The following is a 25,686-nucleotide window of genomic DNA, read 5'->3' as shown; positions in this document are numbered from 1 at the left end:
GCCCACCCCTCCGCCGGGTCAGCTCGTCGCGTCGCGCACCACGTCGGGGAAGTTGGTGATGATGCCGTCGACCCCGTAGTCACGGGCCTTCACCGCGTCCGCCGCCTTGTTGACCGTCCACGTGTTCACCCGCAGACGCTTGCCGTGCGGGCCCTTGAGCCGCTGGACGGCGGCCACGTAGTCGGCGCCGATCGTCGCGTACGAGGGGTTGATCTGATCGGTGAACGCCGCGTACGAGGGCAGGTCGGCCACCGCCGGGGTGCCCAGGAAGCCCGTCGTGATGTCGGGGCGCAGGCTGTGCACCTTCTTCACGCTGTCGGCGCCGAAGCTCTGGATGACCAGCCGGCTCCGTACGTGGGAGCGGTCCAGCCACCCCGACCGGCCCAGGACCCGGATGATGTCCCGCTCGATGCCCGGGTAGGTCGCCGGGCTCTTGATCTCCAGGAGCAGCTTCTGCCGGTTGCGCTCCATGCGGTGCAGGAACTGGGTGAGCGTCGGCACCCGGGCCCCGGTGAACTGCGGTCCGAACCAGCTGCCCGCGTCGAGCTTCGCCACCTCCGCCGCGGTGAAGTCCTTGACCGCCCACGGCGCCCGGTCGGGGAAGACCTGCTCGACGTCCGTCGTGCGCTTCAGGTCGGTGTCGTGGAGCACGACGAGCTCGCCGTCACGGGTGCGGTGGACGTCGTTCTCGACCCAGGAGATGCCGAGCGCGTCGGCGGCGTCGACGGCGGCGAGGGTGTTCTCCGGCGCGTAGCCCGACGCCCCCCGGTGTGCCACGACGACCGGGGCGTCCTGCCCCTGCCGCTCCGGAGCCTCGGGCCGGTCGGCGGGCAGCAGCAGGGCGCCGGCGCCGAGCAGGGCGGCGGCCGTGGTGGAGGCGGTGGCTGTGCGGACGAACACGGTGACTCCTCACGTCGGGAGAGTGCGGACACGCAGAGAGTGACAGCGGCCCGCCAACGCCCGGCGGGGCGGTGATGGCCGCGAAATGAACGGAACCTTCGATCCCGGGGCCACCGCCGGAGCAGGGCACACGGCTGTGCCGATAAAATGTGCTTTCTTTGTCTGCCTGCCGGGACTCGCCCCTTAAGGACCCTCCTCGACCCCGGGCTTTTCGAAGGGCGTACGCGCATGCAAGGAACAGTCGACGGATTCACCTACGGCCTGGTGACTCCGGTCGCGGCCTTCCTGATGGCCGCCCTGGGAGCCGCCCTCGGACTCCGTTGCACCACCCGGTCCCTTCACGCCTCACGTTCCTGGCGGGCCGGCTGGCTGGCGCTGGGTTCGCTGTCCATCGGCTCCGGGGTGTGGACCATGCACTTCGTCGCGATGACGGGCTTCACCGTCCAGGAGGCTCCGATCTCCTACGACAAACCCCTCACCTTCGCGGGCCTGGCCGTGGCCGTGCTGATGGTCGGCATCGGCATCTTCATTGTCGGGTACCGGGGCGCGACCCGCATGGCGTTGATCACGGGAGGCACCATCACCGGCCTCGGCATCGCCTCCATGCACTATCTCGGCATGGCGGGCATGCGCATGGACGCGCGGTTCGCCTACGACACGCCCCTCGTCGTCCTCTCGGTGCTGATCGCCGGCATCGCCGCCACGGGCGCCCTGTGGGCCGCTGTCAGCCTCCGGGGAGCCCTCTCCGGTCTCGGCGCCAGCATCCTGATGGCCGTCGCGGTCACCGGGATGCACTACACCGGCATGGCCGCGCTCGACGTGCACCTGCACCTGCCGCCCACCCTGCCGTCCGACCTGTCCGACGTCCTGCCCGGCGACCGGCCCGCCGAGATGATCGGCCCGATGCTGGCCGGCCCCGCGTGCTTCCTGCTGCTCGCCGCCGTGGTGCTCCTGTTCGACCCCGGGGCAGTGACGGGTGAACCCGGTCCGCACCGGCGGGCCGGGCAGCGCCCGCGGAGCACCGCCCGCGAGGGGGCGGGAGGGGCCCGGTACCGCTGATCCGGGGCCGTTGTCAGTGGCGGGCCGTACGGTGGATGCATGCGGCCCGTTTCCAAGATCGAACGTTCGGTGGCGCCCTTCGAGGTCGTCAGTCCCTACCAGCCCAGCGGCGACCAGCCGGCGGCCATCGCCGAGCTGGAGCGGCGCATCCGCGCGGACGAGAAGGACGTGGTCCTGCTCGGCGCGACCGGCACCGGCAAGTCCGCGACCACCGCGTGGATGATCGAGAAGCTGCAGCGCCCCACCCTGGTGATGGCGCCGAACAAGACCCTCGCCGCGCAGCTGGCCAACGAGTTCCGTGAGCTCCTCCCGAACAACGCGGTGGAGTATTTCGTCTCGTACTACGACTACTACCAGCCCGAGGCGTACGTCCCGCAGTCGGACACCTACATCGAGAAGGACTCCTCCATCAACGAGGAGGTCGAGCGGCTGCGCCACTCGGCGACGAATTCGCTGCTCACCCGGCGCGACGTCGTCGTGGTCGCCTCGGTCTCCTGCATCTACGGCCTCGGCACGCCGCAGGAGTACGTGGACCGCATGGTCCAGCTCAAGGTCGGCGAGGAGATCGACCGCGACCAGCTGCTGCGCCGCTTCGTCGAGATGCAGTACAGCCGCAACGACCTGGCGTTCACCCGCGGCACGTTCCGGGTCCGGGGCGACACCATCGAGATCTTCCCGGTCTACGAGGAGCTCGCCGTCCGGATCGAGATGTTCGGCGACGAGATCGAGGCCCTGTCCACGCTCCATCCGCTGACCGGCGAGATCATCAGCGAGGACCCCACGGTCCACGTCTTCCCCGCCAGCCACTATGTCGCCGGGCCCGAGCGCATGGAGAAGGCCGTCGGCGGCATCGAGCGGGAGCTGGAGCAGCGCCTGGCCGAGCTGGAGAAGCAGGGCAAGATGCTGGAGGCCCAGCGGCTGCGCATGCGCACCACGTACGACATCGAGATGCTCCGCCAGATCGGCACCTGCTCCGGCGTCGAGAACTACTCGATGCACTTCGACGACCGCGCGCCCGGCACCGCCCCCAACACCCTCCTCGACTACTTCCCGGACGACTTCCTGCTCGTCCTGGACGAGTCCCACGTCACGGTCCCGCAGATCGGCGCGATGTACGAGGGCGACGCCTCCCGCAAGCGGACCCTCGTCGACCACGGCTTCCGGCTGCCGTCCGCGATGGACAACCGGCCGCTGAAGTGGGAGGAGTTCCTGAAGCGGATCGACCAGACGGTGTACCTCTCCGCCACCCCGGGGAAGTACGAGCTCTCGCGCGGCGACGGGTTCGTCGAGCAGATCATCCGCCCCACCGGCCTCGTCGACCCCGAGGTCGTGGTCAAGCCCACCGAGGGCCAGATCGACGACCTGGTCCACGAGATCCGCCAGCGCGTCGAGCGCGACGAGCGGGTCCTGGTCACCACGCTCACCAAGAAGATGTCGGAGGACCTCACCGACTACTTCCTGGAACTCGGCATCCAGGTCCGCTATCTGCACAGCGACGTCGACACCCTGCGCCGCATCGAGCTGCTGCGCGAGCTGCGTTCCGGCGAGTACGACGTGCTCGTCGGCATCAACCTCCTGCGTGAGGGCCTCGACCTCCCCGAGGTGTCCCTCGTGGCCATCCTCGACGCCGACAAGCAGGGCTTCCTGCGCTCGGGCACCTCGCTCATCCAGACGATCGGCCGCGCCGCCCGTAACGTCTCCGGCCAGGTCCACATGTACGCCGACAAGATCACCCCGGCCATGGCGCAGGCGATCGACGAGACGAACCGCCGCCGCGAGAAGCAGGTCGCGTACAACACCGAGCGCGGCATCGACCCGCAGCCGCTGCGCAAGAAGATCAACGACATCGTCGCGACCATCGCCCGCGAGGAGGTCGACACCGAGCAGCTGCTCGGCACCGGCTACCGGCAGGGCAAGGAGGCCAAGGCGCCGGTGCCCGCGCTCGGCTCCAAGGCGGCCAAGGGCGGGGCGAAGGGCAAGGCGGCCTCGCCCGGCGCGGTGCTCAGCGACCGGCCCGCCACCGAGCTGGCCGGGATCATCGAGGAGATGACCGAGCGGATGCGGGCCGCCGCCGCGGATCTGCAGTTCGAGGTGGCCGCCAGGCTGCGCGACGAGGTCGGTGAACTGAAGAAGGAGCTGCGCCAGATGAAGGAGGCGGGCCTCGCCTGATTCCGGCGGCCCGACGGGCGCGGATTCCGGAGGGGAATCCGGCGCGGATTCCGTGCCGCCGGGCATGCCGTGCCGGGTGTGTTGCAAGACCGACACAAAAGCGGACCGAGCCTGCTGCCGCCCGGGGTGGAATGCGTAGGGTGCGGTGAAACCGCACACGGATGGCTGCGGGGCAATGCCGAGAGGGGACAGCGCGTGACGGTCAATATGACCAAGGGTCAGGCCATCAGCCTGCAGAAGAGCGACGGGGGGACCCTGACCGCGGTACGGATGGGGCTCGGCTGGCAGGCGGCTCCGCGCCGTGGCCTGTTCGGTTCGCGCACCCGTGAGGTCGACCTGGACGCCTCGGCGGTGCTCTTCGCCGAGAAGCAGCCGGTCGACGTCGTGTTCTTCCGCCACCTCGTCAGCGATGACGGCTCCGTCAAGCACACCGGTGACAACCTGGTCGGCGGCGCCGGCTCCGGCGGCGACGACGAGGCGATCCTCGTCGACCTCCAGCGTGTGCCGGTCCACATCGACCAGATCGTCTTCACGGTGAACTCCTTCACCGGGCAGACGTTCCAGGAGGTCCGACACGCCTTCTGCCGCATCGTCGACGAGACCAACGGCCAGGAGCTCGCCCGGTACACGCTCGACGGCGGCGGCCAGTACACCGCCCAGATCATGGCGAAGGTGCACCGCTCGGGCAGCGGATGGCAGATGACGGCCCTCGGGAACCCGGCCAACGGCCGCACCTTCCAGGACCTGATGCCGTCGATCCTCCCGCACCTGTAGGACCCGCACCGGTCCGGCACACGGTCGGCACCGGGCAGGGGCAGCTCCCGGAGGCGCCCGCCGCCGGGAGCTGCCCCACACGCGGCACGGCCGCCCACGGCACGCCCGTTCACGGTCACGCACCGCACCGCACCGCACGACAGAGCACGGCACCGCATCGCACCGCAGAGCACGGCATCGCACGGCACCGCGCCCACCAGAGCACGGGCCATCGTCGAGGGGGACAGGGCAATGACGGCCGAACTGGTCCGGGGGCAGAACCACACCTTGCCCCAGACCCGTCTGGAGATCCGGGTATCGGCGGGCACGCCCGTCGTGGCCGGGGCCACCCTCGGCGACGAACGGGGCACGGTGCGCGGCGTCGAATGGATCGCCCACCCCGGCTCGCCCCAGCTCCCCGGCCTCGAGGTCTCCCAGCAGGCGGCGGCCGACCACCGCCTCGCCGTCGACCTGGAGGCACTGCCCGCCGGCGCCCACCGGGTCACCGTCCTGCTCGCGCTCCCCGTCGGAGCCGGCGGCCCGGCACGCTTCGGCGCCGTCCCCGCGCCCTTCGTCGCCGTCACCGGGCTCGACGGCGCCGAGATCGCCACCTTCACGCTCACCGGCCTGGACGCCGAGTCCGCGGTCAGCGCCCTGGAGCTCTACCGCCGCCAGGACGCCTGGAAGGTCCGCGCCGTGGGACAGGGGTACGCCGGCGGACTCGCCGAGATGCTCGCCGACCAAGGCGTGGCCGAGGCCACCGGACTGGCCGGATCCATTCAGGAGGCCGTCACCCGGGGCCTGGCCCGCTCGGTGGCGCCGCCGCCGCGGACCCAGGGAGGCGACCGCGTACGGCACGCGACGGGCTCCGCGGACCACCGCCCGCCCACGCCGTCGGCCCCGGAGCCCCCCGAGCCGCTGGCCGACCCGGCCACCACCCCTCAGCCGCACACCGCCCCGGCCGCCGGCGGCCCCATCGACTACGCGCACCCGCGGCGGCAGCACGCCGCACCTCCGTCGCCCCCGCCCACCGCGCCCGCGCCCCAGCCCGGACAGGCCGCGCAGCCGGTCGCGGGGGACGCCACCGGCTGGTCGATGGACGAGCGCCTCTACAACCAGATCTGGGGCATGTTCGAGGATCTGGCCCGCGCGGTCGCCGCCTACCGCAGCGCCGTGGACTTCGCCGAGTCCCGCATGGACCAGGAGCTCGACCGGGCGCTGTCGGACCCGCGCAACCGGATCGGCGGTGCGGGGGACCGCGCCCGCGAGGGGGCCCGCGCCAAGCGCGACGAGCTGACCTCCCGGGCCCGGGAGGTCCTCGACCGCGATCTGGCCCAGCTGGCCGCCGAGGCGGCCGTCGTCGAGCCCGCGCTCCCGGCCGCGTACGCCGGCTGGGACAACCCCGTCTGGCACGCCCACCGCGTCCCCATGGAGATACCGATGGCGCTGCGCGTCGGCGACCTCCACCTGCCCGAGCGCACCGACCTGCGCATCCCGCTGCTCGTCCGGCTGCCGCTGGAGCGCGGGATCTGGGTGGACAGCGGAAGGACGGCGTCGGAGGCGGCCGCGCCGATGGACACCGACCGGCTGCGTCGGCTGGCCATGGAGACCGCGGTCGCCCACGCCGCGCGGCTGCTCGCGGTGTATCCGCCCGGGGAGTTCTCGGTGCACGTCATCGACCCGGCGGGCGCGGCGGCCGCTCCGCTCGCTCCGCTGGTCGACGCGGGCGTCCTCGCCGGACCGCCCGCCGCCGGGCCCGGGGGAGTGGCCTCGGTCCTCGCCCACCTCACCCGGCGGGTGGACCTGGTGCAGATGGCGGTGCGGGCCGGGGCGGCCGATTCGCTCCCGCCCGATCTGGACACCGGTGAGCAGCTCCTGGTGGTCAACGACTTCCCGCACGGCTTCGACGACCGGGCCGTCACCCAGCTCCGCTATCTCGCCGACGAGGGCCCCGCGGTCGGGGTGCACCTCCTGATGGTCGCGGACCGGGAGGAGGCCCGTGCGTACGGGCCGGTGCTCGACCCGCTGTGGCGTTCGCTGCTGCGGATCACCCCGGTAGCCGACAGCCACCTCGCCGACCCATGGGTCGGGCATGCCTGGACGTACGAGCCGTTGGCGGTCCCGCCGGGCAGCCGCGTCCTGGAACAGGTGCTCACGGCGGTTGCAGCAGCCCGTCGGGCCGCCGGCCGCTGACCTAGCGACCAAGTCTGACCTGCTGTTTTGACGACTTCTTTACTCTTTCCTTTACCTTTACTTGGTGATACCTGTACTGTTCGGGGAACGGAGGGGAGTACTCCTTACGCGACGTCCCGTCAATACGGACCGTTATCGGTCCCGGGGCGCCGGTCCAGGCACGCGTCATCGCGTGCAAGGGTGGAAGAGACCTCCGGCAGCGACGACGCTGATCAGTAGCCGTAGCGAACTGCCGGAGGCGCAGTGGACGTTTCATGGACCGTATGGGTCCTTACCATCGTGGGTCTGTCGACCCTGATCGCCGTCGACTTCTTCATCGGGCGCAAGCCCCATGACGTGTCGACCAAGGAAGCCGGAATCTGGACGATCGTCTGGATCGTGCTGGCCGTGCTCTTCGGAGCCGGACTCGCGATCCTCGGCGAGGGCAAGGCGTCCGGCGAGTTCTTCGCGGGATTCATCACCGAGAAGTCGCTGAGCGTCGACAACCTCTTCGTCTTCGTCCTGATCATGGCGAAGTTCGCGGTGCCCTCGCAGCTCCAGCAGCGCGTGCTGCTCATCGGTGTGCTGATCGCCCTGGTGCTCCGGGCCATCTTCATCGCCGCCGGCGCCGCCGTGATCGCGAACTTCTCGTGGGTGTTCTACATCTTCGGCGCGTTCCTGATCTACACCGCCTGGAAGCTCATCCAGGAGGCGCGGGCCGACGAGGACGACGACGACTGGGAGGAGAACCGCCTCCTGAAGTCGATCGAGCACCGCTTCGGTGTCGCCGACAAGTACCACGGCACCAAGCTCTTCATCCGCAACAACGGCAAGCGCGTCATGACCCCGCTGATGGTGGTCATGCTCGCCATCGGTATGACCGACGTGCTGTTCGCGGTGGACTCGATCCCGGCGATCTTCGGCCTGACCCAGGACCCGTACATCGTCTTCACGGCGAACGCGTTCGCCCTGATGGGTCTGCGCCAGCTGTACTTCCTCATCGGCGGTCTGCTGAAGAAGCTGGTCCACCTCAGCTACGGCCTGTCGGTGATCCTCGGCTTCATCGGCGTCAAGCTGGTGCTGCACGCCCTGCACGAGAGCGGCGTGCACGTGCCCGTCGTGTCCATCCCGTTCTCCCTCGCCGTCATCGGCGGTGTCCTGGTGATCACCACGATCACCAGCCTCATCGCCAGCAAGAAGATGGCGGCCGCCGAGGCTGCGAAGGCCGAGGAGGACGGGAAGCCGGAGACCGCCGGTCCGTCCGACGAGGAGAGCAAGAGCGTCAACAGCTGACCCGGGGCCGCCCCGAGCGGCACAGGGACACACCGGCAGCGGCCGGGGCGGTAACGGCGAAAGCCGTCCGCCCCGGCCGCTGCCGTACGCGTGGGATGCGCCGGAGAGGCGCGCGCGGGCTACCAGCCGCGGGCACGCCACTCGGGGAGCCGGGGCCGCTCGTCGCCGAGGGTCGTGTCGTGGCCGTGGCCCGGGTAGACCCACGTCTCGTCGGGCAGCCGGTCGAACAGCTTCGTCTCGACGTCGTGCAGGAGGCTCGCGAACGCCTCGGGATCCTGGCGGGTGTTTCCGACCCCGCCGGGGAACAGGCAGTCCCCGGTGAACAGGTGCGGGGCGCCGTGCGGGTCGTCGTAGACCAGGGCGATGGAGCCGGGGGTGTGACCGACCAGATGGCGGGCGGTCAGCTCGACCCGGCCGACGGTGATCGTGTCGCCGTCCCCGACCAGGACGTCGGTCGGGACCGGGATGCCCTCGGCGTCGTAGCGGCCCGCGTACGTCCGGGCGCCCGTCGCCCCGACCACCTCGGCCAGCGCCTGCCAGTGGTCCCCGTGCCGGTGCGTGGTGACGACGGAGGCGATCGAGTCGTCGCCGATCAGCGCCAGCAGGGTCTCCGGCTCGGCGGCCGCGTCGATCAGCAGCTGCTCGCCGGTCGCCCGGCAGCGCAGCAGATAGGCGTTGTTGTCCATGTCGCCGACGGCGACCTTGGAGATCATCAGATCCGTCAGTTCGTGCACGCTCGCCGGCCCGCCGACCTTCACCGCTCCGCTGTACGTCATGCGGCTCAGCCTATAGGGGGGGCAGTGCGGGCAGAGGGCCCCCGGCCACGGTCAGGGCGGAGCCGTCACGGCGGCCGCAGAGCCAGCCCAGCAGCTCGGCGGCGGACCCCTGCACCGTCACCAGAGCGCTCGGCGGGCCACCGCCGGTGCTCCAGGTGCGGCCGTCCAGATCGGTCAGCGCGGTGGCGGGCACGTCCTGGTTGCCCGAGAAGCGATCCGCGAGGAAGGCGATCTCCCGCGAGACGAACTCCGCGGGCAGGTCCTCCAGCTCGTAGCCGATGTCGAGGTCGACGTGGTGCAGCTCCACCTCGACCCAGCGGCGGAAGGGCACCCGGCCCGCGGAATCCGTCACGCCGTTGCGCAGGGTGACCGTACGGGACCAGTCGACGGTTTCGGCGGCGACCGCGAGCAGGCCGTCCGCGCTCTCCCGCAGGTCCTTCAGCTGCTCGGCCGCCGGACGGGGCGCGCCGGCGGCGATGTCGGCGTCCCGGGTTTCGCTGCTCGCGTACATCGGTCGGTTCCGGAGAACATTTCCGATCGCGTCGGCGTTACGTGACAGGTGGGCCAGAACATGGCCCCTGCTCCATCCGGGCAGCCGTGACGCCTTGGCGACCGAGGCGTTGTCCAGTTCACCGACTGCGTCGAGCAGCCGTTCGGTCGCTTCGCGTACAGCTCCCAGGTCGTGCGCATGATCAGTCATGCGGCCGAGCCTAGCTCCGCCACTCATTCGGGTGAAGGAGTCCAAGGGCGTCCGTAAATCGAATGTGCGTGCTATACGCTCGGAATCGAAAGCTTCTTACACCGCTGTGGCGCCCCCCATACCCTGGGAGAGGGGCTCAGTTCCCCCGCTTCTCTCTAGAAAGGTGCGGACCGGCGTGGCCGACCGTCTCATCGTCCGTGGCGCGCGCGAGCACAACCTGAAGAACGTCTCGCTCGACCTGCCCCGCGACTCCCTCATCGTCTTCACCGGGCTCTCCGGGTCGGGCAAGTCGTCCCTCGCGTTCGACACGATCTTCGCCGAGGGGCAGCGCCGTTACGTGGAGTCGCTCTCCTCGTACGCCCGCCAGTTCCTCGGCCAGATGGACAAGCCGGACGTCGACTTCATCGAAGGTCTCTCCCCGGCCGTCTCCATCGACCAGAAGTCGACCTCGCGCAACCCGCGCTCGACGGTCGGCACCATCACCGAGGTCTACGACTACCTCCGGCTGCTCTTCGCCAGGATCGGCAAGCCGCACTGCCCGGAGTGCCACCGCCCCATCTCGCGCCAGTCGCCCCAGGCCATCGTCGACAAGGTCCTCGGCCTGCCGGAGGGCAGCCGCTTCCAGGTGCTCTCGCCGCTGGTGCGTGAGCGCAAGGGCGAGTTCGTCGACCTCTTCGCCGACCTCCAGACCAAGGGCTACAGCCGCGCCAGGGTCGACGGCACCACCATCCAGCTCTCCGAGCCGCCCACGCTGAAGAAGCAGGAGAAGCACACCATCGAGGTGGTCGTCGACCGCCTCACCGTCAAGGACAGCGCCAAGCGACGGCTGACCGACTCGGTCGAGACCGCGCTCGGCCTCTCCGGCGGCATGGTCGTGCTCGACTTCGTCGACCTCCCCGAGGACGACCCCGAGCGTGAGCGGATGTACTCCGAGCACCTCTACTGCCCGTACGACGACCTCTCCTTCGAGGAGCTGGAGCCGCGCTCCTTCTCCTTCAACTCGCCCTTCGGCGCCTGCCCCGACTGCACCGGCATCGGCACGCGCATGGAGGTCGACCCGGAGCTGATCGTTCCGGACGAGGAGAAGTCCCTCGACGAGGGCGCGATCCACCCCTGGTCCCACGGCCACACCAAGGAGTACTTCGGCCGCCTCATCGGCGCGCTCTCCGAAGCGCTCGGCTTCCGTACGGACATCCCCTGGGCCGGGCTGCCGCAGCGGGCCAAGAAGGCCCTGCTCTTCGGCCACAAGATCCAGACCGAGGTCCGCTACCGCAACCGCTACGGGCGCGAGCGCGCCTACACCACCCCCGCCTTCGAGGGCGCGGTGCAGTTCGTCAAGAGGCGCCACACCGAGGCCGAGAGCGACTCCAGCCGGGAGCGCTTCGAGGGCTACATGCGCGAGGTGCCCTGCCCCACCTGCGAGGGCACCCGGCTGAAGCCGATCGTGCTCGCGGTGACGGTGATGGAGAAGTCCATCGCCGAGGTCGCCGCGATGTCGATCAGCGAGTGCGCCGAGTTCCTCGGCCGCCTCAAGCTGAACGCCCGCGACAAGAAGATCGCCGAGCGGGTCCTCAAGGAGGTCAACGAGCGGCTGAAGTTCCTCGTCGACGTCGGTCTGGACTACCTGTCGCTGAACCGCGCGGCCGGCACCCTCTCCGGCGGCGAGGCCCAGCGCATCCGCCTGGCCACCCAGATCGGCTCCGGCCTGGTCGGCGTGCTGTACGTCCTGGACGAGCCGTCCATCGGCCTGCACCAGCGCGACAACCACCGGCTCATCGAGACCCTGGTCCGGCTCCGCGACATGGGCAACACGCTCATCGTCGTCGAGCACGACGAGGACACCATCAAGGTCGCCGACTGGGTCGTCGACATCGGCCCCGGCGCGGGTGAGCACGGCGGCAAGGTCGTCCACTCCGGCTCGCTCAAGGAGCTCCTGGCCAACAAGGAGTCCATCACCGGCCAGTATCTGTCCGGCAAGCGGTCCATCACGACCCCCGACATCCGCCGCCCGGTCGACCCGGCCCGCCGTCTCACCGTGCACGGCGCCCGGGAGAACAACCTCCAGGACATCGACGTCTCCTTCCCGCTCGGCGTCCTCACCGCCGTCACGGGCGTCTCCGGGTCCGGGAAGTCGACGCTGGTCAACGACATCCTCTACACCCACCTGGCCCGCGAGCTGAACGGCGCCAAGTCGGTCCCCGGCCGCCACACCCGGGTCGACGGCGACGACCTCGTCGACAAGGTGGTGCACGTCGACCAGTCGCCGATCGGCCGGACCCCCCGGTCCAACCCGGCGACGTACACCGGAGTCTTCGACCACGTCCGCCGGCTCTTCGCCGAGACGATGGAGGCGAAGGTGCGCGGCTATCTGCCGGGCCGCTTCTCCTTCAACGTCAAGGGCGGCCGCTGCGAGAACTGCTCCGGCGACGGCACCATCAAGATCGAGATGAACTTCCTGCCCGACGTGTACGTCCCGTGCGAGGTCTGCCACGGAGCGCGCTACAACCGGGAGACCCTGGAGGTCCACTACAAGGGCAAGTCCATCGCCGAGGTGCTGGACATGCCGATCGAGGAGGGCCTGGACTTCTTCGAGGCCGTCCCCACGATCGCCCGCCACCTCCGTACGCTCAACGAGGTCGGCCTCGGCTATGTGCGGCTCGGCCAGTCCGCGCCGACCCTCTCCGGCGGTGAGGCGCAGCGCGTCAAGCTGGCGAGCGAGCTCCAGAAGCGCTCCACCGGCCGCACGGTCTACGTCCTGGACGAGCCGACCACCGGTCTGCACTTCGAGGACATCAGCAAGCTGATCACCGTGCTCTCCGGCCTGGTGGACAAGGGCAACACGGTCATCGTCATCGAGCACAACCTCGATGTCATCAAGACCGCCGACTGGGTCGTCGACATGGGCCCCGAGGGCGGCAGCGGCGGTGGCCTGGTGATCGCCGAGGGGACGCCGGAACAGGTCGCCTCGGTCCCCGCCAGCCACACCGGGAAGTTCCTCCAGGGCGTCCTGGACGCGGACCGCATCAGCGAGGCCGCGGTCCCCTCCGGGCGGGGGACGGCCCGCAAGACGGCCGCCCGCAAGACCGCCCCGGCGAAGAAGACGGCCGCCGCCGCCAAGAAGGCCGCGGTGGCCAAGGCGAACGCCACGGGGGCCAAGGCGGGCACGGCCAAGGCCGTCACGAAGAAGGCCGCCGCGAAGAAGGCCACCCGCGCCCGCAAGGCCTGAGCGAGGGCGAGCGGCCGCCCGGCCCGGCAGCCGCTCGCCCCTCGCCGACGACGGCGGCCCCCACCGCACGAAGGGGGCCGCCGTCGCCCGTCGGGGCAGGCGCTCCAGCCCGGTCGCAGGGCTTCCGATCCCCGCCGGTATCGTCGGTTCTGTCACCGGCACGCAGGGCCGCCGTCGCCGCCCCGCCCTGTCCGGCGACGCCGATCGACCGCGATCCACCCCCGAACACCCCGAACACCCCGCCCCACCGCGATCCACCGTGATCCGCCCCGAACAACGACCCGTGGAGTCCGCATGCCCGGCCTGCCCGCCGCCCGCCGTACCGTGCTGAAGGGCGCCGCGCTCGCCGGCGCCGCCGGGCTGGGAGCGGCCGCCTGCTCCACCGAGTCCAAGCTCGGCCACGCCAAGAACCCCACCCCCACCGCCCCCGTCGACCTCGGGGCCGCCTCCGAGGTGCCCGTCGGCGGGGCCAAGCTCTACCGCGAGCAGCGTGTGGTCGTGGTCTGCCCGGCGAAGGGCGAGTACAAGGCGTTCAGTGCCCAGTGCACCCACGGCGGCTGTGTCCTGGACAAGGTCGAGGGCACGGAGGGCCACTGCCCCTGTCACGGCAGCCGCTTCGACATGACCACCGGCAAGCCCGTGAAGGGCCCGGCCACCGTGCCGCTGCCCGCCGTTCCGGTCACCGCCGAGGGCGGAAAGCTCGTCGCGGGCCCCGAGGCCTGAGCTCCGCGAAGAGCCTCACTCCCAGTCCCAGTCGACCCCGATCAGGCCCGGCCGTACGCTCTCCTCCACCAGGTGCACGGTCCGGTGCCGGCCGGTCAGCGTGAGGTCCTCGCGGGCCCCGCGCGCCGCCCCCGCCGACGCCTGGGCGAACCGGCGGCACCGCACCGGGAGCGCCGCCTCGTCGAAGCCGACCTGGAGCACGTACTGCCCGCCGCCGAAGGTGAAGCCGCGCACGTACTCTCCGCCGGCCCCGCCCGTACCGTCCTCGAAGCCGTAGCCGAAGAGGTACGTCTCACCGGACCGCAGCCGGGTGTCGAAGAGCAGCTCCGCCACCAGCACCCCCGCGTCCCGGTCCCAGCGGACCCGGCCCGTCCGGCAGTTCTCCAGGGACCGCACCGCGATCCGCGACGGGTCGCAGCCGGGGTCGCCCCGGTGGACCGCGAGATAGCGGTCGACGCCGTCCCGGTGCGCGCGCACCACGTGCTGCGACGTGCGGCCCGCCAGCTCGCGCCGCGCCCCGATCCGTACCCGCTCCTGGTGCCCCACCGTGTGCAGTCCGCCGTCCACGGGTGACTCCATCGCCGCGAGGAGCCGCTCCACCGAGCCCGACGCCTCCATGAGCGACCGGTACGAACGGGCGGCCGGGCGGTCACCGTCCGCCGGGCCGTCACCGTCGCGCAGCAGCCGCAGCAGCGAGTCGTCCGGCAGCGCGAGCACCTCCTCCAGCGCCCGAACGGCCCGCAACGACTCGGTCCGCCGGGGCCTGCGCACCCCCTGCTGCCAGTAACTGAGGCTGGTCACCCCGAGCTTGACGCCCCGGTGCGCCAGATGGTGCTGCACCCGCTGGAGCGGCAGCCCGCGCACCGACAGAGCGGTGCGCAACGCCAGATGGAACGGTCCGGTCCGCAGCACCTGCGCCAGGTCGGTCTCGGTCTGCCGCACGGCGGGCCTCCGGTGAACGTTCACGTGGGGAGTGGCGACACCGGCCCCGGGGGACGCGGGGGAGCAGGTGACCGGGACAGAGCCGTTCACACGGGCGCCGTGCCGTTCACACCGCGATGTCACCTCGCATTGAAGCGTGTTGACCTGCTCCGGACAACGCCCGATGCTCATCGTCAGCGTCCGGACGCGCTCCTCCGATCCCCACCCCCGCATTGGGAGGAACGCCATGCGCAACCGAAGAGTCAGGCCCGGAAGGTTCTCGTTCACCGCCCTCCTGGCCGCCGTCCTGCTCGCCGTACCCGCGGGCACCGTCACCGCCGCCCAGTCCCCGGACGGGGCGGGCCCCACCGTCGCGGCCGCCCAGCGGCTCGACATCACCATGCAGGCGCAACAGCAGACCAACTGGTGCTGGGCGGCCGGCGGCAACACCATCGCCGCCTGGTTCGGCCGCGGCTACTCCCAGAACCAGTTCTGCAACGCCGCCTTCAACCGCGGCCAGAACTCCCAGTGCCCCAACTCGCAGGCCACCCTCGGCAACGTCCAGACCGGTCTGTCCTGGGCCGGGGTCAGGCCCGGCAGCTACGTCACCGGCTGGCTGCGCTATCCGACCGTGCAGGCCGAGATATCCGCCCAGCGCCCCATCGAGACCCGTATCCAGTGGTCGTCCGGCGGCGGCCACATGCACGTCATCTACGGGTACGACGACGCCAACAGCTGGGTCTACTGGGGCGACCCGTGGCCCTCCAGCGACCGCTACAACTGGGCCTCCCACGCCTGGTACGTCAACAACAACGAGTTCTCCTGGACCCACTCGCTCTACCGGATCGGGGCGTGAGGTCATGAACTCCACCACCCGGCGCATCGCCGTCGCCACCGCCCTCACCGGCGCCGCCCTGTTCACCGCCGCCGCACCCGCCCTCGCCGACGACGGCCGGGCGGCCCCGCCGAAGCTGACCGCCGCCACCCTCGAAGCGGCCCACGAGGCCGCCACCGAGCCCGCGACCCTGGACACCCTGTCCCGGTTCTTCTCCCGGGAGGGCGCGGTGAGCAGGGCGGCGAGCGCCCCCAGGATCGAGGGGGAGGCCGTTCCCGTCCGCACGCTCTCCGCCGCCTTCGTCGCCGGGAAGCCGGGAGCCGCCCCGAGCACCGTGGACTACCTGGCCAGCACCGCCGTCTCCTCCGACGGACAGAAGGCCTCCCTGTGGACCGTCCCCGGAACGGACGGCGGCGACCGGTGGCAGGTGGTGAACATCGCCACCGGCGACGACGAGGCCCGCTACACCGCGCGGGGGGCCCGCGCGCTCCCCGGCGGCACCGTGTTCCGCGAACCGCAGATCGACGCCTGGTACGTCCACGACGGCTCCCGGGTCCTCCCGCTGGACGAGGACGCGAAGACCGCCGTGGGAGCGAAGGGCAGCACGCTCGACGCCTACCGGACCCGGGTGAAGGAGGCGTACGGCGACAAGCTGCCCGGCTCCGGATACGCCCGCTCCGGCAAGGCGGGCGGCTACGGCCCCGACGCGGCCACCGACGCCGGCGGAGCCCCGGCGGCCGCCCCCGGCCCGGTGCGGGGACCGGCCCCGGACACCGCCGGGAGCCCCGCGCTCGCCGGTACGGCGTCCGGGTCGCCGGACACGGCCCTGACCGCCGTGTCCACGACCGCCGGGGCCGGGGCGCTGCTCGCCCTGGTCCTGTGCGGGGCCGCCGCGCTGCGCCGCCGCGGCCGTGCCGGGCGGTCCCCGGCCACGGAAGCCTGACCGGCGGCACTCCACCGGCCCACGGGCCCGCGCTCCGGGGGGCGAACACCCCACCGCACCCCGGAGCGCGGCACCGCCCCCGGTAACACGTGAGGACGACGTGCTGTCACTGCCCGCAAGTAGGGTGTGAGACATGGCAGACCCCTCCAGCTACCGCCCCAAGCCGGGACAGATCCCCGACTCCCCGGGGGTCTACAAGTTCCGCGACGAGCACCGCCGGGTGATCTACGTCGGGAAGGCCAAGAACCTGCGCCAACGCGTGGCCAACTACTTCCAGGACCTGGCGAACCTCCATCCGCGTACGCGCACGATGGTCACCACCGCCGCCTCCGTCGAGTGGACGGTCGTCTCCACCGAGGTCGAGGCGCTCCAGCTGGAGTATTCCTGGATCAAGGAGTTCGACCCCCGGTTCAACGTCAAGTACCGGGACGACAAGAGCTATCCGTATCTCGCGGTCACGCTCAACGAGGAGTTCCCCCGCGTCCAGGTCCTGCGCGGCGCCAAGAAGAAGGGCGTGCGCTACTTCGGTCCGTACGGCCACGCCTGGGCGATCCGCGAGACCGTCGACCTGATGCTCCGCGTCTTCCCCGTCCGCACCTGCTCCGCCGGCGTCTTCAAGAACGCCGCCCGCACCGGCCGCCCCTGCCTGCTGGGCTACATCGGCAAGTGCTCGGCCCCCTGCGTCGGCCGGGTCACCCCCGAGGAACACCGGGAGCTGGCCGAGGACTTCTGCGACTTCATGGCCGGCCGCACGGGCACGTACATCCGCCGCCTGGAGAAGGACATGATGCAGGCGGCCGAGGAGATGGAGTACGAGCGGGCCGCCCGTCTCCGCGACGACGCCGAGGCCCTCAAGCGGGCCATGGAGAAGAGCGCCGTCGTCCTCGCCGACGCCACCGACGCCGACCTGATCGCCGTCGCCGAGGACGAGCTGGAGGCCGCCCTCCAGATCTTCCACGTACGCGGCGGCCGGGTGCGCGGCCAGCGCGGCTGGGTCACCGACAAGGTCGAGGCGGTCGACACCTCCGGCCTCGTCGAGCACGCCCTCCAGCAGCTGTACGGGGAGGAGCGCGGCGACGCCGTCCCCAAGGAGGTCCTGGTCCCCGCCCTGCCCGAGGACGCCGAAGCGGTCTCCCAGTGGCTCGCCGAGCGCCGGGGCTCCCAGGTCAGCCTGCGCATCCCGCAGCGCGGCGACAAGAAGGACCTCATGGTCACCGTCCAGCGCAACGCCCAGCAGGCGCTCGGGCTGCACAAGACCAAGCGCGCCTCCGACCTGACCACCCGCTCCCGCGCCCTGGAGGAGATCGCCGAGGCGCTGGGCCTGGACACCGCGCCGCTGCGCATCGAGTGCTACGACATCTCCCACCTCCAGGGCGACGACGTCGTGGCCTCCATGGTCGTCTTCGAGGACGGCCTCGCCCGCAAGAGCGAGTACCGCCGCTTCCAGATCAAGGGCTTCGAGGGCCAGGACGACGTCCGCTCGATGCACGAGGTGATCGGCCGCCGCTTCAAGCGCTACCTCCAGGACAAGGAGCGCACGGGGGAGTGGGAGGAGGCACCGGAGGCCGCGCCCGGCGTCGGCGGCCCTGTCCCCGGTGCCCCCGGCCCGGCCCCCGTCCCCGCCGCCACCGGCCCCGTCCCCGCCCCGGCCCTCACCGCCGCCTCCCCGGACGACGAGCCCGAGCCCCGGGAGGACGACGGCCGCCCCAAGCGGTTCGCCTACCCGCCGCAGCTCGTCGTCGTCGACGGCGGGCAGCCCCAGGTCGCCGCAGCCAAGCGCGCCCTGGACGAGCTGGGCATCGACGACATCGCGGTCTGCGGCCTGGCCAAGCGCCTGGAAGAGGTCTGGCTCCCCGACGACGACGATCCGGTCGTCCTGCCCCGCTCCAGCGAGGGCCTCTACCTCCTCCAGCGCGTCCGGGACGAGGCCCACCGCTTCGCCATCACCTACCAGCGCGCCAAGCGGGCCAAGCGCATCCGCAGCAGCCCCCTCGACGACGTGGCCGGTCTCGGCGAGACCCGGAAGCAGGCCCTCATCAAGCATTTCGGCTCGGTGAAGAAGCTCCGGCAGGCGACAATCGACGAGATCTGCGAGGTCCCCGGGATAGGGCGAAGGACGGCGGAATCGGTGGCCGCCGCCCTCGCCTCGACCGCTCCCGCGGCACCTGCCGTGAACACGGCCACAGGAGAGATCATTGAAGAGGACGACGGGGGCAGCCCATGACCGAGAACAGCCACGAGACCGCACGGAACAGCGCGGCGCACGAGACCGCGGACCGGGACGTCACCGACCGGGACGGCACCGACCGAGACACCGCAGACCGAGCAGACGGAGCAGCAGACGTGAGTACGAACACCCCGGCCGAGACGGGTGAGGCGGCCATCCCCGAGCTGGTGATCATCTCCGGGATGTCGGGCGCCGGCCGCAGCACCGCCGCCAAGTGTCTGGAGGACCTCGGCTGGTTCGTCGTCGACAACCTGCCGCCCGCGCTGATCCCCACCATGGTGGAGCTCGGCGCCCGCTCGCAGGGCAACGTGGCCCGGATCGCCGTCGTCGTCGACGTACGCGGCCGGCGCTTCTTCGACAACCTCCGCGAATCCCTCGCGGACCTGGAGGCCAAGCACGTCACCCGGCGGATCGTCTTCCTGGAGTCCTCCGACGACGCCCTCGTGCGCCGCTTCGAGTCGGTCCGCCGCCCGCACCCCCTCCAGGGCGACGGCCGCATCGTCGACGGCATCGCGGCCGAGCGCGACCTGCTGCGCGAGCTGCGCGGCGACGCCGACCTGGTCATCGACACCTCCAGCCTCAACGTGCACGAGCTGCGGGCCAAGATGGACGCCCAGTTCGCGGGCGAGTCGGAGCCGGAGCTGCGGGCCACGGTGATGTCCTTCGGCTACAAGTACGGCCTGCCCGTCGACGCCGACCTGGTCGTCGACTGCCGCTTCCTGCCCAACCCGCACTGGGTCCCCGAGCTGCGCCCCTTCACCGGCGTCAACGAGGAGGTGTCCGACTACGTCTTCGACCAGCCGGGCGCCAAGGAGTTCCTCAACCAGTACACCGAGCTGCTCCAGCTGATCGCCGCGGGCTACCGCCGTGAGGGCAAGCGGTACGTGACCATCGCCGTGGGCTGCACCGGCGGCAAGCACCGCTCCGTCGCCATGTCGGAGAAGCTCTCGGCCCGCCTCGCCGCCGAAGGCGTCGAGACCGTCCTCGTCCACCGCGACATGGGGCGAGAGTGACCGGACGCAATCTGCGGATGCGGCGCCTGAGCCGCGCCACCTCGGCGCTCTCCGGCCGCAAGCGCGGTGCTCAACCCAAGGTCGTCGCGCTCGGCGGCGGCATGGGACTCTCGGCGTCCCTGGCGGCGCTGCGCCGCATCACCGGCGATCTCACGGCCGTGGTCACCGTCGCCGACGACGGCGGCTCCAGCGGCCGGCTCCGCGAGGAGCTGGGCGTGCTGCCCCCCGGCGACCTGCGCAAGGCGCTCGCCGCGCTCTGCGGCGACGACGACTGGGGCCGCACCTGGTCCCGGGTCATCCAGCACCGCTTCGAGTCGAAGGGCGACCTCCACGAGCACGCGGTCGGCAATCTGCTGATCGTGGCCCTCTGGGAGCAGCTCGGCGACCACGTGCAGGCGCTCGACCTGGTCGGCAGGCTGCTCGGAGCGCACGGGCGGGTGCTGCCGATGTCGGCCGTCCCGCTGGAGCTCCAGGCGCTGGTCAAGGGCCACGACCCCGATCTGCCCGACGCGATCGTCACCGTGCGCGGCCAGGCCACGGTGGCGCTCACGCCCGGCGAGGTGCAGTCCGTGCACGTGGTCCCGCCCGACCCGCCGGCCGTCCCGGAGGCCGTGGAGGCGGTCCTCGACGCCGACTGGGTGGTGCTCGGTCCCGGCTCCTGGTTCTCCTCGGTGATCCCGCACCTGCTCGTGCCGGAACTGCTCGACGCGCTGGTCACCACGAAGGCCCGCAAGGTCCTCTCGTTGAACCTGGCACCCCAGCCCGGTGAAACAGAAGGCTTCTCACCGCAGCGTCATTTGGAGGTTTTGGGGCGACACGCCCCTAAACTCGCCTTGGACGTGGTGCTGGCCGACGAGGCCGCCGTGCCCGACCGTGAGTCACTCGCCGATGCCGCACGACGGCTGGGAGCCGCGGTCGAGCTGGCGCCGGTGGCATCGCCCGACGGCGTTCCGGTCCATGATCAGGAGCTGTTGGCCGCCGCGTACGACCGTATTTTTCGGATGCATGGAAGGATCGGCCCATGGCGATGACGCCAGCGGTGAAGAACGAAATCTCTCATCTTCCCGTCACCCGGACCTGCTGCAGGAAAGCAGAGGTCTCGGCGATTCTTCGGTTCGCGGGCGGCCTGCACCTGGTGAGCGGCCGGATTGTGATCGAGGCGGAGCTGGACACCGGCAACGCCGCCCGCCGCCTCAAGCGCGACATCCTGGAGATCTTCGGGCACAGCTCCGAGCTGATCGTGATGGCCCCCGGCGGACTGCGCCGCGGCTCGCGCTTCGTCGTACGGGTGGTGGCGGGCGGCGACCAGCTGGCCCGCCAGACCGGTCTGGTGGACGGCCGCGGCCGTCCGATCCGTGGGCTGCCCCCGCAGGTGGTCTCGGGGGCCACCTGCGACGCCGAGGCGGCCTGGCGCGGAGCGTTCCTCGCCCACGGCTCGCTCACCGAGCCCGGCCGCTCCTCCTCTCTGGAGGTCACCTGCCCGGGGCCGGAGGCGGCCCTCGCCCTGGTCGGGGCGGCGCGCCGGCTCTCCATCGCCGCCAAGGCCCGTGAGGTGCGCGGCGTGGACCGCGTGGTGGTCCGCGACGGCGACGCGATCGGCGCCCTGCTGACCCGGCTCGGCGCGCACGACGCCGTGCTCGCCTGGGAGGAGCGGCGGATGCGGCGCGAGGTCCGCGCCACGGCCAACCGGCTCGCCAACTTCGACGACGCGAACCTGCGCCGCTCGGCCCGCGCCGCGGTCGCCGCCGGGGCCCGGGTGGGGCGCGCGCTGGAGATCCTCGGCGAGGAGGTCCCCGAGCACCTCGCCGCCGCGGGACGGCTCCGCATGGAGCACAAGCAGGCCTCCCTGGAGGAGCTGGGCGCGCTCGCCGACCCGCCGCTGACCAAGGACGCGGTCGCCGGCCGGATCCGCCGGCTGCTGGCGATGGCCGACAAGCGGGCCCAGGACCTGGGCATCCCGGGGACCGAGTCGACGCTCAGCGAGGAGCTCGCCGACGGCCTGGTCGGCTGACTCGGCGGTGGGCGGGGGACGTTGGTCCCGCCCCGCGGGGACCGGCGTCCCCGCGGCACCGGGGCCCAGGTCCCGGCGGGCGAAACGGAGATTCGTACTCCTACTGGTGAGTACGGACCTCTCGTCGTTTCCGGTGGCGCTTACCGGCCCTCTCGATGTCACCCCCGGGCCCTCGGAGAGGTAGGGTCGGAAGCGGTCGGGGACATCCCTATACAACTCGCCGGCGTCGAAAACCGGCGTACCTAACGAGGAGATCGGTTCGTGACGATCCGCGTAGGCATCAACGGCTTCGGCCGCATCGGCCGCAACTACTTCCGCGCTCTGCTGGAGCAGGGTGCGGACATCGAGATCGTCGCTGTCAACGACCTGGGTGACACTGCGACCACGGCCCACCTGCTGAAGTACGACACCATTCTGGGTCGTCTCAAGGCAGAGGTCAGCCACACCGCCGACACCATCACCGTCGATGGTCACACCGTCAAGGTGCTCTCCGAGCGCAACCCGGCCGACATCCCCTGGGGTGAGCTGGGCGTCGACATCGTCATCGAGTCGACCGGCATCTTCACCAAGAAGGCCGACGCCGAGAAGCACATCACGGGCGGCGCCAAGAAGGTCCTCATCTCGGCTCCGGCCAAGGACGAGGACATCACCATCGTGATGGGCGTCAACCAGGACCAGTACGACGCGGCCAACCACAACGTCATCTCCAACGCCTCCTGCACCACCAACTGTGTGGCGCCGATGGCCAAGGTTCTCGACGAGAACTTCGGCATCGTCAAGGGCCTGATGACGACGGTCCACGCGTACACCAACGACCAGCGGATCCTGGACTTCCCGCACTCGGACCTGCGTCGCGCCCGCGCCGCCGCCGAGAACATCATCCCGACCACCACCGGTGCCGCCAAGGCCACCGCCCTGGTGCTCCCGCAGCTCAAGGGCAAGCTCGACGGCATCGCGATGCGCGTCCCGGTCCCGACCGGCTCCGCCACCGACCTGGTCGTCACCCTCCAGCGCGAGGTCACCAAGGACGAGGTCAACGCCGCGTTCAAGAAGGCCTCCGACGACGGCGCCCTCAAGGGCTTCCTGACGTACACCGAGGACCCGATCGTCTCCTCGGACATCGTCGGCGACCCGTCGTCCTGCACCTTCGACTCCTCCCTGACCATGGTCCAGGAGGGCAACTCGGTGAAGATCCTCGGCTGGTACGACAACGAGTGGGGCTACTCCAACCGCCTCGTCGACCTCACGGTCTTCGTCGGCGAACAGCTCTGATCCTCGGGTCGGCAGGCACATCGATGTAAGCGAAGGGGCTCGACCGGCGCAAAGAAGCGCGGGTCGAGCCCCTAGGTCCTGTCGTCGAACTGCCGCCTGCCCCGCGGTGCCATGCACGCGCTCTCGCCGCACCGGGCACAGGCCCGAGTACGTCCCGTACGAGGACCCGCCCCCGGCACACCGAGAGCACGCACCTGACCCCGCGGGGCCGCCCTTCGGGCGACGACGGCAGTTCGACGACAGGACCTAGCATGCTCATCGGTTCTTCCAAGGAGTGAACGGAACAGATGAAGACGATCGACGAACTTCTCGCCGAAGGGGTCGCGGGCAAGCGGGTATTCGTCCGTGCCGACCTCAACGTGCCGCTGGACGGCACCACGATCACCGACGACGGCCGTATCCGCGCCGTCGTCCCGACGATCGCCAAGCTCGCCGAGGCCGGCGCGCGTGTCGTCGTCGCCTCGCACCTCGGCCGCCCCAAGGGCGCCCCGGACCCGGCCTTCTCGCTGGCGCCCGCCGCCGCCCGCCTCGGTGAGCTCCTCGGAGCCGAGGTCGCCTTCGCCGCCGACACGGTCGGCGAGTCCGCCCGCGCCACGGTCGGCGGCCTCGCCGACGGCCGCGTCGCGGTCATCGAGAACCTCCGCTTCAACGCCGGCGAGACGTCCAAGGACGACGCCGAGCGCGGTGCCTTCGCCGATCGGCTGGCCGGGCTCGCGGACATCTACGTGGGCGACGGCTTCGGCGCGGTGCACCGCAAGCACGCCTCGGTCTTCGACCTCCCGGCCCGGCTCCCGCACTACGCGGGCTACCTCATCGCCACCGAGGTCGGCGTCCTGAAGAAGCTCACCACCGACGTCGCGCGGCCCTACGCGGTCGTCCTCGGCGGCGCCAAGGTCTCCGACAAGCTCGGTGTGATCGACCACCTGCTGGAGCGGGCCGACCGCATCCTCATCGGCGGCGGCATGGCGTACACCTTCCTCAAGGCCCAGGGCCACGAGGTCGGCAGCTCGCTGCTCCAGGAGGACCAGATCCCGGCCGTCCAGGAGTACCTGCGACGCGCCGAGGAGAAGGGCGTGGAGTTCGTCCTCCCCGTCGACGTCGTGGTCGCCCCGTCCTTCCCGGACCTGAAGACCAAGGCCCCGGCCCACCCCACCACGGTCGCCGCCGACGCCATGCCGGCCGGCCAGATGGGGCTGGACAACGGCCCGGAGACCAACAAGCTCTACGCATCGAAGCTCGCCGACGCGGCCACCGTCTTCTGGAACGGCCCGATGGGCGTCTTCGAGCACCCCGACTTCGCCGACGGCACCCGCGCGGTCGCCCAGGCGCTCGTCGACTCGTCGGCCTTCAGCGTCGTCGGCGGTGGCGACTCCGCCGCGGCCGTTCGCATCCTGGGCTTCGACGAGAATGCTTTCGGACATATTTCGACCGGTGGCGGCGCGAGTCTCGAATACCTCGAGGGCAAGACGCTTCCCGGCCTCGCCGCACTGGAGGACTGACCTTTCATGACCACCCGTACCCCGCTGATGGCGGGCAACTGGAAGATGAACCTCAACCACCTCGAGGCCATCGCCCACGTCCAGAAGCTCTCCTTCGCCCTGGCCGACAAGGACTACGAGGACGTCGAGGTCGCCGTCCTGCCGCCCTTCACCGACCTGCGCTCCGTGCAGACCCTGGTGGACGGCGACAAGCTGAAGATCAAGTACGGCGCCCAGGACATCTCGGCGCACGACTCCGGCGCGTACACCGGTGAGATCTCCGGCCCCATGCTCGCCAAGCTGCGCTGCACGTACGTGGCCGTCGGCCACAGCGAGCGCCGCCAGTACCACGGCGAGAACGACGAGATCTGCAACGCCAAGGTGAAGGCCGCCTACAAGCACGGCCTGACCCCGATCCTCTGCGTCGGCGAGGGCCTGGACATCCGCAAGGCCGGTGACCAGGTCTCCTACACGCTCGCGCAGCTCGACGGCGCCCTGAAGGACCTCCCGGCCGAGCAGGCCGAGACCATCGTGATCGCCTACGAGCCGGTCTGGGCCATCGGGACCGGCGAGGTCGCCACCCCCGAGGACGCCCAGGAGGTCTGCGGCGCGATCCGCGGCAGGCTGGCCGAGCTGTACTCCCAGGAGCTGGCCGACGCCGTCCGTATCCAGTACGGCGGCTCGGTGAAGTCCGGCAACGTCGCGGCCATCATGGCGCAGCCCGACGTGGACGGCGCCCTCATCGGCGGCGCCGCGCTGGACGCCGACGAGTTCGTCAAGATCGTCCGCTTCCGCGACCAGTGAGTATGCGGTAGCGCGGATCCGTCGTACCCTTGCGGGGGCCGGAGGGGCTAGTCGCCCTTCGGCCCCCGGTGCACGTACACGCAGTAGTCAAGAATTCCGGAAAGTAGGGACCAGCCGTGGTTTTGGCGTTCCAGATCGCTCTGATCGTCTTCAGCCTGCTGCTGATGCTGCTGGTGCTCATGCACAAGGGCAAGGGCGGCGGCCTCTCCGACATGTTCGGTGGCGGAATGCAGTCCTCCGTCGGCGGCTCCTCGGTCGCCGAGCGCAACCTCGACCGGATCACCGTCGTGGTCGGCCTGGCCTGGTTCGCGTGCGTCGTGGTGCTCGGTCTGCTCGTCAAGCTGGACAGCTGACCCGTCGTCCGCGCATACCGGTGACGGTGTAACTCCTCCCACTGGACGCGCGTTGGGC

At 71.0% G+C, this 25,686-nt stretch carries 21 protein-coding genes; 17 read left to right on the top strand and 4 right to left on the bottom strand.

What is annotated here, in order from left to right; all coding sequences use genetic code 11:
- Positions 1-18 precede the first annotated feature (18 nt).
- A complete protein-coding gene (locus tag OG245_RS08070; protein ID WP_371622839.1) occupies positions 19-900 on the bottom strand; it encodes a glycerophosphodiester phosphodiesterase family protein in 882 nt (293 codons plus the stop codon).
- 228 nt (positions 901-1,128) lie between these two features.
- On the opposite strand from OG245_RS08070, the gene OG245_RS08065 reads away from it, so the two are divergent.
- From OG245_RS08065 to OG245_RS08045, 5 genes are all read left to right on the top strand, one after another.
- A complete protein-coding gene (locus tag OG245_RS08065) occupies positions 1,129-1,959 on the top strand; it encodes an MHYT domain-containing protein (protein WP_371622838.1) in 831 nt (276 codons plus the stop codon).
- A 39-nt stretch (positions 1,960-1,998) separates the two neighbouring features.
- Entirely contained in the window at positions 1,999-4,128 is a 2,130-nt protein-coding gene (gene uvrB / locus OG245_RS08060; RefSeq protein ID WP_371622837.1) for an excinuclease ABC subunit UvrB, read from the top strand.
- A gap of 195 nt (positions 4,129-4,323) precedes the next feature.
- Positions 4,324-4,902 (top strand): TerD family protein, encoded by a 579-nt coding sequence (locus tag OG245_RS08055; RefSeq protein WP_371622836.1) that lies wholly within the window; start codon positions 4,324-4,326, stop codon positions 4,900-4,902.
- A 231-nt stretch (positions 4,903-5,133) separates the two neighbouring features.
- A complete protein-coding gene (locus OG245_RS08050; RefSeq protein WP_371622835.1) occupies positions 5,134-7,074 on the top strand; it encodes a TerD family protein in 1,941 nt (646 codons plus the stop codon).
- Between the two features lie 243 nt (positions 7,075-7,317).
- A complete protein-coding gene (locus tag OG245_RS08045) occupies positions 7,318-8,346 on the top strand; it encodes a TerC family protein (protein ID WP_371622834.1) in 1,029 nt (342 codons plus the stop codon).
- 119 nt (positions 8,347-8,465) lie between these two features.
- Here the strand turns inward: OG245_RS08045 and OG245_RS08040 are convergent, their stop codons facing one another.
- Positions 8,466-9,122, bottom strand: a complete 657-nt coding sequence (locus OG245_RS08040; RefSeq protein WP_371622833.1) for an MBL fold metallo-hydrolase — start codon at positions 9,120-9,122, stop codon at positions 8,466-8,468.
- A 10-nt stretch (positions 9,123-9,132) separates the two neighbouring features.
- Complete coding sequence (locus OG245_RS08035; protein WP_371622832.1) at positions 9,133-9,822, bottom strand: maleylpyruvate isomerase family mycothiol-dependent enzyme; 690 nt, start codon at positions 9,820-9,822, stop codon at positions 9,133-9,135.
- A gap of 175 nt (positions 9,823-9,997) precedes the next feature.
- Between OG245_RS08035 and uvrA the strand changes: the two genes are divergently transcribed.
- Positions 9,998-13,048 (top strand): excinuclease ABC subunit UvrA, encoded by a 3,051-nt coding sequence (gene uvrA / locus OG245_RS08030; RefSeq protein WP_371622831.1) that lies wholly within the window; start codon positions 9,998-10,000, stop codon positions 13,046-13,048.
- 294 nt (positions 13,049-13,342) lie between these two features.
- Positions 13,343-13,771, top strand: a complete 429-nt coding sequence (locus OG245_RS08025; RefSeq protein ID WP_274345592.1) for a Rieske (2Fe-2S) protein — start codon at positions 13,343-13,345, stop codon at positions 13,769-13,771.
- Positions 13,772-13,786: 15 nt separating this feature from the next.
- Here OG245_RS08025 and OG245_RS08020 read toward each other — a convergent pair whose 3' ends face one another.
- A complete protein-coding gene (locus OG245_RS08020; RefSeq protein ID WP_371622830.1) occupies positions 13,787-14,713 on the bottom strand; it encodes a hypothetical protein in 927 nt (308 codons plus the stop codon).
- Between the two features lie 226 nt (positions 14,714-14,939).
- Here OG245_RS08020 and OG245_RS08015 point away from each other — a divergent pair, with 226 nt between their 5' ends.
- The 10 genes from OG245_RS08015 (at position 14,940) to secG (ending at position 25,628) form a co-directional block, all read left to right on the top strand.
- On the top strand, positions 14,940-15,548 hold the full coding sequence (locus tag OG245_RS08015; protein WP_371622829.1) for a papain-like cysteine protease family protein: 609 nt from the start codon (positions 14,940-14,942) through the stop codon (positions 15,546-15,548).
- 4 nt (positions 15,549-15,552) lie between these two features.
- Positions 15,553-16,470 (top strand): hypothetical protein, encoded by a 918-nt coding sequence (locus OG245_RS08010; RefSeq protein WP_371622828.1) that lies wholly within the window; start codon positions 15,553-15,555, stop codon positions 16,468-16,470.
- A gap of 133 nt (positions 16,471-16,603) precedes the next feature.
- Complete coding sequence (uvrC, locus tag OG245_RS08005) at positions 16,604-18,694, top strand: excinuclease ABC subunit UvrC (protein WP_371622827.1); 2,091 nt, start codon at positions 16,604-16,606, stop codon at positions 18,692-18,694.
- The gene (gene rapZ / locus OG245_RS08000; RefSeq protein ID WP_371622826.1) at positions 18,691-19,710 is read left to right on the top strand and encodes an RNase adapter RapZ; all 1,020 of its coding nucleotides are present in this window, start codon (positions 18,691-18,693) and stop codon (positions 19,708-19,710) included. Before uvrC ends, rapZ begins: the two co-directional genes overlap by 4 nt.
- Entirely contained in the window at positions 19,707-20,741 is a 1,035-nt protein-coding gene (yvcK, locus tag OG245_RS07995; RefSeq protein ID WP_371622825.1) for a uridine diphosphate-N-acetylglucosamine-binding protein YvcK, read from the top strand. The genes rapZ and yvcK overlap by 4 nt, the downstream gene beginning before the upstream one ends.
- Positions 20,732-21,721, top strand: coding sequence for a DNA-binding protein WhiA (whiA, locus tag OG245_RS07990; RefSeq protein ID WP_003969868.1), 990 nt, complete (start codon positions 20,732-20,734; stop codon positions 21,719-21,721). Before yvcK ends, whiA begins: the two co-directional genes overlap by 10 nt.
- Positions 21,722-21,982: 261 nt before the next feature.
- Positions 21,983-22,993 (top strand): type I glyceraldehyde-3-phosphate dehydrogenase, encoded by a 1,011-nt coding sequence (gap, locus tag OG245_RS07985; RefSeq protein WP_371622824.1) that lies wholly within the window; start codon positions 21,983-21,985, stop codon positions 22,991-22,993.
- A 287-nt stretch (positions 22,994-23,280) separates the two neighbouring features.
- Positions 23,281-24,492, top strand: coding sequence for a phosphoglycerate kinase (pgk, locus tag OG245_RS07980; RefSeq protein ID WP_371622823.1), 1,212 nt, complete (start codon positions 23,281-23,283; stop codon positions 24,490-24,492).
- Positions 24,493-24,498: 6 nt separating this feature from the next.
- Positions 24,499-25,275, top strand: a complete 777-nt coding sequence (tpiA, locus tag OG245_RS07975) for a triose-phosphate isomerase (RefSeq protein ID WP_371622822.1) — start codon at positions 24,499-24,501, stop codon at positions 25,273-25,275.
- Positions 25,276-25,391: 116 nt separating this feature from the next.
- Entirely contained in the window at positions 25,392-25,628 is a 237-nt protein-coding gene (gene secG / locus OG245_RS07970; protein WP_003969872.1) for a preprotein translocase subunit SecG, read from the top strand.
- Positions 25,629-25,686 lie beyond the last annotated feature (58 nt).

The organism is Streptomyces sp. NBC_01116, from assembly GCF_041435495.1.
Taxonomy (GTDB): domain Bacteria; phylum Actinomycetota; class Actinomycetes; order Streptomycetales; family Streptomycetaceae; genus Streptomyces.
This window is presented reverse-complemented; position numbering and strand designations above follow the sequence as displayed.